The sequence below is a fragment of the Flagellimonas allohymeniacidonis genome (assembly GCF_004296335.1).
GTDB classification, from domain to species: domain Bacteria; phylum Bacteroidota; class Bacteroidia; order Flavobacteriales; family Flavobacteriaceae; genus Flagellimonas; species Flagellimonas allohymeniacidonis.
This window is the reverse complement of sequence record NZ_SGIU01000002.1, coordinates 774,150-787,373: the sequence shown is the minus strand read 5'-3', so window position 1 is coordinate 787,373 and position 13,224 is coordinate 774,150. Positions and strand designations below refer to the sequence as shown.

The window sequence follows — 13,224 nt, the reverse complement described above, 5'->3', positions numbered from 1 at the left end:
GGGCTATATGTTGTCCATTATACGTACTTTCTGTCCATCCTTAACGCTGCGGGCTCCCTCGTCAATAATTCCATCGCCTTGGGCAATTCCTGAAAGCACCTCTACATAGTCTCCTTGGGTCTTTCCAGTGATGATCACTGCTTTTTTTGCAACGGCTTCGGAAGAGATGGAATCAGCCCCAACTAAATACACATATTGTTCCCCTTCCGCATTTTCTGAAACGATGCTTTGCGGTATTAAAATGGCACTCTCGTTGGTATAGTCATTAATCATTACTTTGGCCGTAAGGTTGGGCTTTATTTTTCCACTTTCGCTAGGGACAGGAATCTCTACAGTAAAGGAACGATTGCTGGGATTAATGAAATTCCCGGTCTGTCTCACCTTTGTGGTAACACTATCGCCTAGCACAGGAAAATAGACACGAACATTTCGACCTGGAGTTACGTTGGACAGATGGCTTTCGGGCACTTCTACCTCAACATACATATTAGAAAGGTTTACGATTCGAAATACTTCCGAACCTTGACCAGGGCCTACAACGGTTCCCTGATCTTTGATCACATCATCAATTATTCCGGAAAAAGGAGCCCGAATGGAAGACTTTGCCAACTGACTTTGCATTTGTTTTACAGCACTTTCCTGTGCTTCGTATGCGGTTTTAGCTTCCAAATATTGGATCTCTGATCCAATATTTTGGTCCCACAACCTTTTTTGACGGTCGAATGTGGTCTTTGCCAAGGCAGCCTGGGTTTTCATTTGCACCAATTGACTTGAAAGACCGCCATCGTCAATGGAAGCCAACAACTGTCCTTTGGAGACTTTTTGACCCTCCTTCACATAAACTCGGTTGAGAGTTCCAGACATTTCTGGATAGATGAGAACGTTCTGTTTGGTCATCACATCACCTTGCAATTCCAGATAATGGTCAAATTTCTCAGCTTTGGCCTCAATGGTCGTAACCAAAGGCAACTTGGCACTTGCATCCAAAGTTGCAATTGCTGAGTCCAACTTATGGATTTCGGCTTCAAGCGCCTTTTGCTGCTCTGAGATTTCTGTTCTTTTGGCGCGGATAGTCTCCAGATTCTGTTCTTCCAGAACGCTTTCCACACTGGTTGACCCTCCTCCTCCACAAGCGTAGAGAAGAATGGTTACGAAGGGCAATAGTATCTTTTTCATGATATGGTTTTGTCTTTTGATTATTGATTTAATATGGTTTCCAGTTCTGTTTTTCGATTGATTACGTCCACCATGGACTGTAAGAATTCTTGTTGGGTCGAGTAGAGCTGAGTTTGGGCCTGTCGCAGTTCAAAACTGGTTGCCAAGCCTTCAGAATATTTGATCTGGTTTTTGTTCTCGATGCGTTCGGCAAGCTCAAGGTTTTGTTTGGAGGTGTCATATTCCTCAATGGACAAGGTATAGTTGCTCTTAGCGCTCTCCAATTGCAGTCGGATTTGCTCCTCTGCCTCTGTCAATTCTGTTTTCGCCTTTTCAAAGGCAATTTTGGCCCTTTGGGTACTGGCACTTCTTCCCAAGGAACTAAAAATGGGAATATTAAGATCAAAGCCCAGTACCGAAGACTCAAACCATTGCTGACCGCTGCTCAAAAAGTTAAATCGGTCACTAAAGGAATTTCCCCCGTAGTTTACAAAAGCGTTCAAAGTGGGTAATGCCCGACTTTTTGCCAATTTGAGTTCAAAGTACCGTTGTTCATTTAAATTGGTGACCAATTTGTAATCCACGTTGTTTTCGATGTTGAATTCAGCATCCAAGAGGCCTGGATTAATCTGCTTTTGTGTTAAATCTTCCAAGGTTTCGGTCAAAACAGTAGGGGTTGCAATGGGTAGACCCATCATCAAGTTGAGCATTTGCAAAGTGATTTTTTCCAGTCGCTTGGCATTTTTCAATTGATTATCAACTGACGATAAGGTAATCTGCAATTGATCCACGCTTTCTTCATCACCAAGGCCGTTTTCGAAAATACGTTTGGTCTCATAAAGGTTTTTCTCGAGAGTGGCTTTGTTTTTCTCTGAAATGAGCACGCTTTCTTGAGCAAGAAGCACATTGCCATAGGCTTCCACCACCGACTTTCGAACATCGAGATCTGTTTTCTCTTTGTTGTTTCGGCTATAGCTCAAAAATGCCTTGGTGGCTTGCACCCCAACAATGTAGGAGCCATCAAAAATTTGCTGCTTTAGGGTTGCTGTTGCCGTGGCAGATTGGGGCTGGCCGAAAACTACTTCTTCAAAAGTACCGGGCTCTCCTCCAAAGAACTCCGCTGGAATTTGCGCTACCGGCTGGATCAACTGATTTTGATAGCTGATTGCGCCAGAAATTTGGGGAAGCCCATCCGCAATGGTCTCCCATTTCTGTTTTTGGGCGTCGTCCATATCCCTACTGGCGTTTATAGCGCTGTAATTGTTTTCCAGTGCATGCGCAATGGCCTCATCCAGACTAAACTGATATGAATCTTCCTGTGCATTAATTAAACATGGCCCCAAAAGCAGGAGGCCAATAATGATTGTTCGCATTTATTCTTGATTTGAGTTGATGATTGAGTTTAATATATTTCTTCCTTTTGGGGTTACAATTCCCCGTAAATGATATTCCAAATAGTTGTCCATTAATTCGTAGGTTGAGAAAATACTCAACGGAAACAGGCTATTGTCCTTAATGCTGGTTACACCCGAAAAATAGATTCTTGAAACAAATTCCATATTGATATTGTTCCGATAGATGCCCATCGCTACTCCTCTTTTAATATTGTCCAGCACGCACTTCTGCATAACATCAAACTGATTTTGTCGCAGCCTTTCATGTACAGCTGGGTAATACTTCTGCAACTGGTACTGGGGGGAAGATTTTTCATCTTTGAGATGTAGCATCACAAACTTTTTGATTTCATAAAGCTCCTCAATCGGATTTTTATCAAGTGCAATGATTTCATCGATACCATTTGAAATGTACCAGAACAAATTCATTGTACTTTCTTCCACCAATTGCGTTTTGTTTTCAAAGTGCGAGTAAATGGTCTTTTTTGATATGCCCATGTCTTGGGCCAGATCATCCATCGTCACACTTTTAAACCCTAGGGTCAAAAACAACTCCGTCGCCTTATGTAAAATTTTTTCCCGCATCGAAGGGCAAATGTAATCTTGGAAACTTTATAAACAAAAATAGTTTCCTAGGTTTTACATTTTTTTAACGTGTCGTTGATTAAGCAACTTCAGCGGGACCAACCAACGATATAATGACGAAAACTGAAACCTTTTTTGGACTGGACTGTATTTTTTGATTTTGAACTCCAGAAAATGGCCCTGTACTGATGGCCGTATCTTTTCCTAACAATGTTTGTCTTTTTAGGTGTTTCCATCTTCTTTTTGATTTTCAATTCGGTTTAAATAAGCCCTGTAAGCTTCCTCTCCTTCCTCTTTCCAGAATTGATCATAGTGCTTCCATTCCGAGAAAGGGGTTTTAGGTTTACAGAACCTTTCCATTTTTTCCTTTCTTTTTGCTTTGCTCTTGCTGCTTTTGGAAGAATGGTTGCCTAAGCCAAAAAGCAATTTGGCCAGTACCAGGATTCCAAGGGCTTGCCAGTAACCAATCGAGGTCAATCCAAAAATGTCGGGCATCAACCAATTCCAAAGTAACATGGTCACATAACCCGCCAATAGGGTAAAGACAATTACAATCAAGATCATAAAAAACACCTTGAACCCTGTGGTTACAAATCTTTCTATTCCCCTTTCGTATTTTTTGTGTTGTTCCATTTTTTATTCTATTAAATGTTTTTTCTTTTTTGTTCTAAGTTTTTTGCCAAAATCGACAACGCTCTATGCCTTCTTGACATTAAGGTTCCTTGGGCAATGCCGGTCTCTTGAGAAATTTCCCTGTAGGTGTATCCTTCAAAATCGACCGCCAATATGATATTTCGGTACTCTGGTTTCAGCTTTTCGATGGCCTCTTTCAACGCGTTTTGGAGTCCAGTTCCATAAGAGTTATCGGCTTCACCGTAAAAGAGATCCGCAAACTCCTGCCATTTCCCATCAATATCATCACTAGCGTAATTCCGTTCTTTTTTGCTGCGCATTAAATCGATGATGCGGTTGCGAATGGCGTTGTACACAAAACCGGCCACGTTGTTTATTTGGGCGGCATCATTCGATCTTGAAAAAATACGAAGCGCCACGTCTTGAACTATATCCTCGGCTTCACGTTCTGTGGTATCCTCAATTTTTGACCTTACATACCGCTGAAGCGAAAGGTACTCCTCAGAAAAAAATGAGGTGAGTCTGCTATCATTACTCTCGTTACTGCTTACCATTCGCGGGTTGTTGACGGTCTTTCGATTTAAAAGACGAAGATTTTCAAAACTATTGCGTTTTCGATGGAAATTTTTTTCGAATCTTGCTAAAAGCCCTTCCACAAGGGATGAGTTTTTCCATTTAAGAGCGTATTTTTGAAGCTATGACGAAGCTGGAATCCCTTGAGCAATACAAAGAAAGTGTGCTTTCTTATATGAAAACCCGTTTTGCGGTGAAGGAACCAAAAAACCTTTACGAGCCCATAGATTATATTTTGAATCTTGGTGGAAAAAGGCTACGACCGGTTCTTACTTTAATGGCCTGCGAGGTGTTCGGCGGTAAACCTGAAGCTGCTTTGGATGCTGCTTTGGCCATTGAAATGTTCCATAACTTTTCCCTCGTACATGACGATATTATGGATGATGCACCCTTGCGCAGGGGGAAAACCACGGTTCATGAAAAATGGGATATCAATACGGGCATACTTTCGGGCGACGCCATGCTCATTAAAGCCTATCAATTCTTTGAAGAATATCCGCCAGAGGTTTTTAAAAGGCTGGTTGCCCTTTTTAGCCAAACCGCCATGGAAGTTTGTGAAGGCCAGCAATACGATGTAGACTTTGAAACCAGAAACGATGTGACCATCCCAGAGTATTTGAGAATGATTGAATTCAAAACTGCGGTTTTGGTGGGAGCAGCCATGAAAATGGGAGCGGTGGTGGCAGGAGCCAGCGATGAGGATGCTGAAGCCATTTATGGATTCGGAAGAAATTTGGGGATTGCCTTCCAGCTTCAAGATGATTATCTAGATGCTTTTGGAGACCCCGAAACATTTGGCAAGCAAGTAGGAGGAGATATTATTGAAAACAAAAAGACCTTCCTCTATTTGAAGGCCATGGAATTCTCATCACAGAATGAGAAGGAAGAATTGTTAAAACTTTTTATGGAAGAAACCCAAGAGACGTCCAAAAAAGTGGAAGCAGTGAAAAACATATTTATAAATAGTGGTGCTGTCAAGTTTACGAAAGCAGCGATTCAGGAATATACCGACAAAGCATTTCTTACTCTTAAGGAAATTACGGTTGAGGAATCTTCAAAGAAGCTTCTGAGACAATTTGGCGAACAACTGATGTATCGTAGTATTTAGAAAATTCTTCGAAAAAGAGCTTTTATAAACGGAATTGGCTTAGGGGCTGACATGATGAGAATATCCTCCCAAAAATTGGTCTCATTGTCCAAAAATTTTAAGATTAGAGGAACCTTCCGTTTACGAAACAAGGATTCAAAAATGGATTGTCCCAAATGATTATCATGGGCCAATACGTCAAGCATGATCAAATCATAAAACCAAAATTTGTCCTTCTTGTTTAAGCTCAACCGGGATCTGCCTTGCTTTAATCGGTCTACCAACTCACCCACTCTCTTATTCGTGGCATAAAAAGTAAAACCTGTGCTGGGTTTTGCCCAACCGCCCGCGATGCCGATGCTAATTATCGAGGAAGTATTGTTTTCATTAAAGGGATAACAGGTCATGGGAATGCTTCCCTGCTCTGTGTCGATTATGGAATAAGAAATGTCCTTATAGTTCTCGTTAAGATATTCTTGAATGGCTCTTTCGTATGCTTTGCGATCCAACAATTTTTCCGAAAATAGGGTGTATTCAAAAAGGGCCTCAGTTTCGGAAAAAGGGAGCACATACATAAATCTGGTATTCCCCTTCTGTGGAATGGAAAAGTCCATAAAGGTGGCTTCTTCCGAGTTAAAAACCGGTTTTTCGGTTTTTACGAACCATCCTACAAAATGTTGTTGCAAAACAGGATACTTCTTTTGTTGGTGGATGGAGTCATAGCTAAAAATGCTATTGAAAACCAAATCGGCTCTATAGCTGCCGAGCTCAGTGTTTACTTGGGCCTTGCTGGATTGTTGAACAATATGGGTGACACTATCCCGTAACCAAGTGATATTGGAATGGTTTTGAATTTTCTCTCTATAATGTTGATAGAAATCAATGCCCCGAACCATTTTATAGGAGTAGGGATTGATATCTGTGGAAAGTTTTAATTTCTCCCCTGCAAAATAGATTTTGGGCCACTTTTTATGTACCAGATGGTCAAACTTTCCTTCACCAACTTCCCAAAAACACCATGTGCGGTCATTTTTGGTTTTATCCTCCTTATCAATAAGTAAAATGGACTTGGACTTGAAAAAGTCATCCGACCCCAACGCATCGGCCAATAACAAACCGGAAGCACCTGCACCGATGATGATGAAGTCGTAGTGTGACATTGGCTAAAAATACGAATATTGACCCAAGCCGATTAGTTGATGGTATATCGAAGTCCAAAAAACCCCCTGATTCCTTGATTGGGACCATATACGTAGTTTGGATCGAACGTAAGGGCAAAAGGGTTATCTGCCGTGGCCACTGCATTGCCATTGCCATCGAAGGTTACATTTTGGTCAAATGGGTCGTTGGCCCTTGCAATGATAAAGGGATTGCCTCGGTTTGGAGTCCAATCCAGAAGATTTTTAATCCCACCATAGACCTCAAAATCTTTGAGGCCCTTGTAGGTAAATTGTATGTTTTGAATGCTCCAGGTAGGGGAGAACTCATCTCTGGGGTCCAAATCACCCACAAGCGGTAGACGCATTGGGCCATATAGATTTCCAGTATAGTCCACTGTCAAATCCAATGAACGAAGGATATAAGAGACATTCCATGTTCCTGTAAAACTTTCGGTCAAAATTTGTCTTTCTTTACTGCCATTCTCGGTATTGCTTACGTCTTGCCAAGTTGCTCCCAGTAGAACTCTTAATCCACTGGCAAATACAAGGTCAAGATTGGCACTCAAACCTTGTGAGACAGACTTTCCATCAAGATTGTCGTAGATAATTTGATTGGGATTGGTATCATAGTCCGGGAGAATCACATTGGAGAAATGTGTATAAAATGCAGAAGCGTCAAACCCAATAAATGTTCCATTATCGCTGTAGATTTTCTTTAGATAGTTAAGATTGACGTTTATGGAACGCTCTGGTTGTAATTCTTCGGCAATAACAACTTCTCTGGCGCCCGTTAGAGCCGCATGGTCTTCCGTAAACAAATTGACCACCCGAAATCCAGTCCCGGCGTTTACCCTGAAAATATCATTGCCGGTTATTTTCCACTTGTATGCAGCTCGAGGTGTGAAAATATTACCATGTCGGTTATCATAATCATAGCGTAATCCAGTTAAAACTGAATGCTTCTTTGCAATGGTGATTTCGTCCTGTACAAATAAGCTTGGAATCCAAACTTGGTCAGGAGCATTTTGGTTTGAAGCAAATGTGGCCGAGGTGTTATCGTCATAATAATTGTAGCGAACAGCTGCCCCAAATAACAAATCATGATTTTTTGTTGATTTGTCCCAGGTCAACTGACCAAAACCAATACGCTGGTCGGCCAAATAGAGTTCGTTACCATAAGCCGAGTTTTGGTTATGATCATTATACGAAACCGACAGCAGCATTTTTTCTTTTATTGGGAGCTGATATTTAGCTAACATTTCCCACCTGCGGGTGAATATGCTTTCGCCATAAATTTCATCTCCACCCCTGAATTCGGGTGTCCACTGAAGTTCACCACCCCATCTATCTTCATAAAAGAACCTTCCCGCTACAGAAAATATGCGTGAATCCTTTCTCTTAAAATTCCACTTTTGAAATATGGAAACCCGGTCTTGAAGTGTAACATCTGTAAAGTTGTCCCCGTTGTTGTCAATTGGGATATCGTAATTGAAATAGTTAACCCCCAGTAGTAGGTCAGCCTTTTTGCCTACTTCGATTTTTGTGCCCACATCAAGGTTGTATTCTCCCCACCCCGTAACAAAACCATCAGCAAAAAATTCGGGAGCGTTCGGTGCATGTTTGGTAATTATGTTAATCAAACCACCAACAGCTTCACTGCCGTACAAGGTAGACGCTGGTCCTTTTACAATTTCAATTTGTTCTATCAGGGAATTGGGAATTCCGCTGAGCCCGTATACCGTTCCCAGACCGCTTACAATGGGCATACCATCAATAAGCACCAGGGTATAGGGGCCTTCAAGACCATTAATATGGATATCCCCCGTATTACAAACATTGCAATTGATCTGTGGGCGCACCCCATTCACATTCTGCAGGGCCTCAAAAATACTTGGTGTCGGGTTCTTTTTTAGAAAAGAAGGCTTGTACACCTCCACAGGAACTGGACTTTCCAATCTACTAACGGGCTTTAGGGTGCCGGTAACCACGGTTTCATCCAAACTTTCGGCAGAGGTTTCCAGAGTTATGTTCAGCTCAACACTTTCGTTTTTCCCAATTAGAAAGGGAACCCGTTTTGTTTGGTAGCCAATAGCTGAGGCAATCAACACATATTTTCCCGGACCCAATTCGGTAAGTACATAATCACCATGCTCATCCGAAGCGGTTCCTTTTTCGGTTCCCTTCAAATAAATATTGGCGAATGCTATAGGTGTTTCCCCTTCTGATACATGACCATTAAGGGATGCAGTTTGGGACCAACCATAGCCAAAAGAACCAAAAAGGAAAAGCAATAGAATTTTTTTCAATCCTTTAAATTAAAATTTAGACAAATCTAAAAATTAGTTTTTATAAATAAAATGTATTTTTGCCAAAATTGTTCTTGGTGACCCGATCGGAGGAAAATTATATCAAAACCATTTTTCACTTAGGTGGCAGCAGTTCCACACTCATTGCTACAAATGCCATAGCCGAGCAGATGGAGACCAAACCATCTTCTGTAACCGATATGGCCAAAAAACTAGCGGATAAGGGTATTGTGTATTACAAGAAATATCAAGGGGTCTGTTTAACGGATATAGGGGTTAAAAAGGCACTTTCGATTATTAGAAAACACCGGCTTTGGGAAGTTTTTTTGGTTGAAAAACTTGATTTCACTTGGGATGAAGTACATGAGGTTGCCGAGCAGTTAGAGCATATAAAAAGCGAAAAGCTTATTGACAGGATTGATGCATTGTTGGAGTTTCCCAAATATGACCCCCATGGAGACCCTATTCCAGGAAAGGACGGAACCTTTTTAAAGCAAGACAAACAGTTGCTTAGTGAGGTACCTTTGAACAAAGTGGCCGTTTGCGTGGGAGTGAAAGATACTTCCCCTACCTTCTTGAAGTTTTTGGACAAAAACAAAATCGCATTGGGAGATACCATCGAAGTTTTGGAGAAAGAGGAATTTGACCATTCCCTTCTCATTAAGTTGGCGAATCATGAGCTTAGCATATCGCATCAAATCGCATCAAATCTTTACGTTAAAATAAACTACTAATGGAACAAGTAATTCATTATTTTGAAAGCATCGACCCCATTTTGGCAGCGCTCTATGCCACACTGTTTACATGGGGCCTGACCGCTGCAGGCGCTGGATTGGTTTTTTTGTTTAAAAATCCGAGCAGGGCTTGGTTGGATGGCATGCTAGGCTTTACAGGAGGGGTCATGGTAGCGGCTAGTTTTTGGAGCCTTCTTGCGCCGGGAATCGAAATGAGTCAAGGTGAAGGATTTGTTAAGGTAATTCCCGCGGCTGTGGGATTTCTACTGGGTGCTTTTTTCATTTTTGGCTTGGACAAGGTACTTCCCCATATCCATATCAATTTTAAAGCGAGTGAGGCAGAAGGGGTCAAAACCCCATGGCACCGAACAACCTTGTTGGTTCTGGCCATAACCTTGCACAACATTCCGGAAGGATTGGCTGTTGGAGTTTTGTTTGGTGGGGTAGCTTCTGGTTTTGAAGGAGCGACCATTGGTGGTGCAGTTGCTCTGGCTTTGGGTATTGGACTACAGAATTTTCCAGAAGGCTTTGCCGTGGCAGTACCCATGAAAAGACATGGGTTAAGTCGATTTAAAAGTTGGTCCTACGGACAAGCATCTGCCATTGTTGAACCCATAGCTGGGGTGTTAGGCGCATGGGCCGTCCTTACCTTTGAACCTATTTTACCTTATGCGCTCTCCTTTGCCGCTGGAGCCATGATCTTTGTTGTAGTGGAGGAGGTGATTCCGGAAACACAGCGTGACAAGTATACAGATATTGCTACTTTGGGCTTTATCGGTGGTTTCATTATTATGATGACCTTGGATGTGGGATTAGGCTGATTTCTCAACCCATGATAAGTCGTTCCAAGAAGTCCCCAACGAAGTAGGCAACCACTGCTGCGATACCGCCTAAAGCAAGTGTTTCAAAAATGCCCTTAATAACCGAAGTTTGATTGACATAGGTTTTCAGCCATCCAATAACAATGAAACCTAGCGCTGTTAAAATAGAGGCAATAAGAAATAAGTTATAGCCCAAAGGGGAAATGTAGTCCAGAACATATATCAAAAGCGGAATAATCCCGATGGATAAAAATGATATATAGGTCACGGCTCCTATCCAGAAAGGCGAACGTTCCTCATCCTGCATTTCGAGTTCTTCCTTCATCATGGTATTCACCCAAACCTCTTTATTGCTCGTTATTACATCTACAACCTTTTCAAGAAGTTCACCTTCAAATCCTTTGGCTTGATAAATCTCTACGATTTCTTCCCGTTCCATATCGGGGAGGTTGTCCACTTCCCAATATTCAACCTGCTTGTGTTTTTGGTAATTGTCTTTTTCTGATTTGGTGGACAAATAAGCCCCTACTGACATAGCGAAGCCATCCGCCAATAGATTGGCAAAACCTAGGATGATGATGACAGCACTTTCCAAGCCTGCTCCCACCGAGCCTGCAACAACCGCAAAGGTGGTCACGCAGCCATCGATACCGCCATACACAAATTCACCCAGGTAATTTTCAAAACGTTTGAAAAATCCGCTTTTGCCGTGAAGAACATCTTCTTGGTGTTTTTGTGACATCATTGGGTTATTTAGGGTTTATGCAAGCTAAAGATTTTACTGATGGGATACGAAATTTTTTGATGATGAACACAAAAAAGGCAGTGCAAACTACCCCTTTGAACATTCACATATGGGAATTAGCGTTTTAGAAAACCCACGACTTCCGCCATGGCAGCGGTAACAGCCTCTTTCTCGAAATAAAGCTGTTGTTGATTGTAATCGTTGAGCCACTTAATTTCCTTATCTCCTGGCAATAGTTCGTAAAACTGTTGTGCTCCTTGGGGTACAGCACCGCTTTCGCTATGTAAGATAAAAACAGGTTGCGAAATGTCCTTTCCTACGGAAATACCATCAAAGGTCAGCCAAGGCTCCCAGCTACTTACCGCAAACCGATTGTCGTATTTTGGACCAGCGGCCTTTGAAGGATTCAAGTAATAATCGAACGCATTTTCGGGCACATACATTGCACTCAATGGGTCAAGTTCGCTTGCGGCAAGCACATATTCCATTTGACCAGTTTCCGCGTATTGTTGTTTTGCTATTCGGGCGGCCTCTAAAAGTCCTTCAGTTCCCCCTGGTCTCAAAGCATAAATCCCCTTGGCAATCTCAGCATTGTGCAGCCAAGGTGCCACTAAAATCAGATTTTTGATTCGTGAATCTCGGGCAGTGGCATGGGCCATATACCCTGAGCTGGCACAAACGCCCAAACCTGAGAGGTTCTCCGTGTCTACATTGGTATGGGAGGAAAGAAAGTCGACCGCTGCTTTGATATCTGCGATTTTCAAATTGTAATCTTCCACCTGTCGAGGTTGCCCTTCACTTTCCCCAAATCCAGTAAAGTCGAAAGTCATAGTGATGAATCCCTCTTGGGCCAAAAGGCTTGCATATTCATCAGGCATTTGTTCCTTGATACTGGTCCAGCTTCCAGTAACGATTGCTGCGGTGTATTGATGGGAAGCATCAAAATTAGGAGGTAGGAACAGATGTCCCTTCAACAAAATTCCATTGTTATTAAACGTAACTTCCTCCATCTTCACGCCACTGTTCCGTTTGGCTCCGGCCCCATGCATGGAATAGGTTTCGGGCTGCAGCCCTGGCCAGCTGCTCAAAAGAATATTTGGATTAAAGTGCTCAACGAAATTTTTAATTTTCCCTTCTTCGGTGAGAGTATAGATTCCAACATACGAATTGTTATAGGGTTTGCCCTCACCAGTGGTGATTGTACCAGAAAATTTTACAATGACCACATTCGGGTCTTCCGAGCCGAAATAAGTTCTTTCGTATTGCTGGACATAATCCATAACTTCTGTATATTGATTTCTCATGGCTTCAATACCGTTCAAGGATTTTGGAAAATTGGACGGGGCGAAAGGCATTTCCTGAATCACATCTTCTGTAAAAGAATTTAGAATTTGACTTAAGTCTCGATTTTCGAGAGCCGTATAGAATTGCTCAACGGCCTCTGTATTTTTTGCTTCAATTAAACTGGGAATATTCCCATTTTTTACATTTTCCAAGGCCTTCAAGGGGAGGCTTTGGTTCCCGCTTTGGTCATAGAGGCTCAAATCGATGCGCGCCAACTTCCATTGACCATTTTCTTTGACATACTCTGTATCATAACCTACGAATACCGTCCAATGTTCCCCCTCGAGATAATGTGTTGCAATGGCATCCAAGGTAGCGGTTGCCCTGTCTCCAGCAACCCAAATGGCGAAGTTATGAGGGTTGTGCACTGTTCTTTCAAAACCTGGTAGAAGTTGTTGCCATCCGTCGACTATAATCTTTGGGGTTTTGAATCCCGAATCACCACCAAGAGCGGTATAGTCCGTGTAGACAGAATCGGCCATAGTGTTCATTACAGCTTCCCAGTTTCTATTGTCCGTTTCACTAAACAAAGTTTCCATAAGGGACTGGATTTCCTTTTTGCCGTTTTCTATTGCAATTGTGATTTCTTTGGTCATAACGGTTTCATTTATAGGTTCCGACTTTTTTTCCTTTTTACAGGCAAGTATGCCCAGTAGTACTATTGTGATTGGAATTATTTTTCCCATG

Annotated in this window: 12 protein-coding genes; 3 read left to right on the top strand and 9 right to left on the bottom strand. The window is 42.1% G+C overall.

The window, feature by feature from the left end; translation table 11 throughout:
• Positions 1–3: 3 nt before the first annotated feature.
• The 5 genes from EW142_RS11905 to EW142_RS11885 all read right to left on the bottom strand — a co-directional run bounded on the left by EW142_RS11905 (position 4) and on the right by EW142_RS11885 (position 4,423).
• On the bottom strand, positions 4–1,176 hold the full coding sequence (locus EW142_RS11905) for an efflux RND transporter periplasmic adaptor subunit (RefSeq protein ID WP_130614121.1): 1,173 nt from the start codon (positions 1,174–1,176) through the stop codon (positions 4–6).
• Between the two features lie 20 nt (positions 1,177–1,196).
• Positions 1,197–2,528 (bottom strand): TolC family protein, encoded by a 1,332-nt coding sequence (locus EW142_RS11900; protein ID WP_130614119.1) that lies wholly within the window; start codon positions 2,526–2,528, stop codon positions 1,197–1,199.
• A complete protein-coding gene (locus EW142_RS11895) occupies positions 2,529–3,134 on the bottom strand; it encodes a TetR/AcrR family transcriptional regulator (RefSeq protein ID WP_130614117.1) in 606 nt (201 codons plus the stop codon).
• 222 nt (positions 3,135–3,356) lie between these two features.
• Positions 3,357–3,767 carry a hypothetical protein gene (locus tag EW142_RS11890; RefSeq protein WP_130614115.1) on the bottom strand — a complete coding sequence of 137 codons (411 nt, stop codon included), beginning with the start codon at positions 3,765–3,767 and terminating at the stop codon, positions 3,357–3,359.
• A gap of 11 nt (positions 3,768–3,778) precedes the next feature.
• Entirely contained in the window at positions 3,779–4,423 is a 645-nt protein-coding gene (locus EW142_RS11885) for an RNA polymerase sigma factor (protein ID WP_240740207.1), read from the bottom strand.
• Positions 4,424–4,473: 50 nt separating this feature from the next.
• Here EW142_RS11885 and EW142_RS11880 point away from each other — a divergent pair, with 50 nt between their 5' ends.
• Positions 4,474–5,448 (top strand): polyprenyl synthetase family protein, encoded by a 975-nt coding sequence (locus EW142_RS11880; protein ID WP_417935792.1) that lies wholly within the window; start codon positions 4,474–4,476, stop codon positions 5,446–5,448.
• Here the strand turns inward: EW142_RS11880 and EW142_RS11875 are convergent.
• Together EW142_RS11875 and EW142_RS11870 are read right to left on the bottom strand one after the other, a co-directional pair.
• Positions 5,445–6,587 carry a lycopene cyclase family protein gene (locus EW142_RS11875; protein ID WP_130614111.1) on the bottom strand — a complete coding sequence of 381 codons (1,143 nt, stop codon included), beginning with the start codon at positions 6,585–6,587 and terminating at the stop codon, positions 5,445–5,447. The genes EW142_RS11880 and EW142_RS11875 overlap by 4 nt on opposite strands.
• A 32-nt stretch (positions 6,588–6,619) precedes the next feature.
• A complete protein-coding gene (locus EW142_RS11870; protein WP_130614109.1) occupies positions 6,620–8,893 on the bottom strand; it encodes a TonB-dependent receptor in 2,274 nt (757 codons plus the stop codon).
• A 77-nt stretch (positions 8,894–8,970) separates the two neighbouring features.
• Here EW142_RS11870 and EW142_RS11865 point away from each other — a divergent pair, with 77 nt between their 5' ends.
• Positions 8,971–9,627: a metal-dependent transcriptional regulator gene (locus EW142_RS11865; protein ID WP_130615697.1), complete on the top strand. Its 657-nt coding sequence runs from the start codon at positions 8,971–8,973 to the stop codon at positions 9,625–9,627.
• Positions 9,627–10,448: a ZIP family metal transporter gene (locus EW142_RS11860; RefSeq protein ID WP_130614107.1), complete on the top strand. Its 822-nt coding sequence runs from the start codon at positions 9,627–9,629 to the stop codon at positions 10,446–10,448. Before EW142_RS11865 ends, EW142_RS11860 begins: the two co-directional genes overlap by 1 nt.
• Positions 10,449–10,452: 4 nt before the next feature.
• Here the strand turns inward: EW142_RS11860 and EW142_RS11855 are convergent, their stop codons facing one another.
• Positions 10,453–11,190 (bottom strand): VIT1/CCC1 transporter family protein, encoded by a 738-nt coding sequence (locus tag EW142_RS11855; RefSeq protein WP_130615695.1) that lies wholly within the window; start codon positions 11,188–11,190, stop codon positions 10,453–10,455.
• A gap of 119 nt (positions 11,191–11,309) precedes the next feature.
• Complete coding sequence (locus EW142_RS11850) at positions 11,310–13,223, bottom strand: alpha/beta fold hydrolase (RefSeq protein WP_130614105.1); 1,914 nt, start codon at positions 13,221–13,223, stop codon at positions 11,310–11,312.
• Between the last annotated feature and the right edge of the window lies 1 nt (position 13,224).

Excerpts from the sequence above, each read along its gene's own strand:
- EW142_RS11905 (WP_130614121.1), bottom strand. The coding sequence starts at position 1,176 with ATGAAAAAGATACTATTGCCCTTCGTAACCATTCTTCTCTACGCTTGT.
- EW142_RS11900 (WP_130614119.1), bottom strand. The coding sequence starts at position 2,528 with ATGCGAACAATCATTATTGGCCTCCTGCTTTTGGGGCCATGTTTAATT.
- EW142_RS11895 (WP_130614117.1), bottom strand. The coding sequence starts at position 3,134 with ATGCGGGAAAAAATTTTACATAAGGCGACGGAGTTGTTTTTGACCCTA.
- EW142_RS11890 (WP_130614115.1), bottom strand. The coding sequence starts at position 3,767 with ATGGAACAACACAAAAAATACGAAAGGGGAATAGAAAGATTTGTAACC.
- EW142_RS11875 (WP_130614111.1), bottom strand. The coding sequence starts at position 6,587 with ATGTCACACTACGACTTCATCATCATCGGTGCAGGTGCTTCCGGTTTG.
- EW142_RS11860 (WP_130614107.1), top strand. The coding sequence starts at position 9,627 with ATGGAACAAGTAATTCATTATTTTGAAAGCATCGACCCCATTTTGGCA.
- EW142_RS11855 (WP_130615695.1), bottom strand. The coding sequence starts at position 11,190 with ATGTCACAAAAACACCAAGAAGATGTTCTTCACGGCAAAAGCGGATTT.
- EW142_RS11850 (WP_130614105.1), bottom strand. The coding sequence starts at position 13,223 with ATGGGAAAAATAATTCCAATCACAATAGTACTACTGGGCATACTTGCC.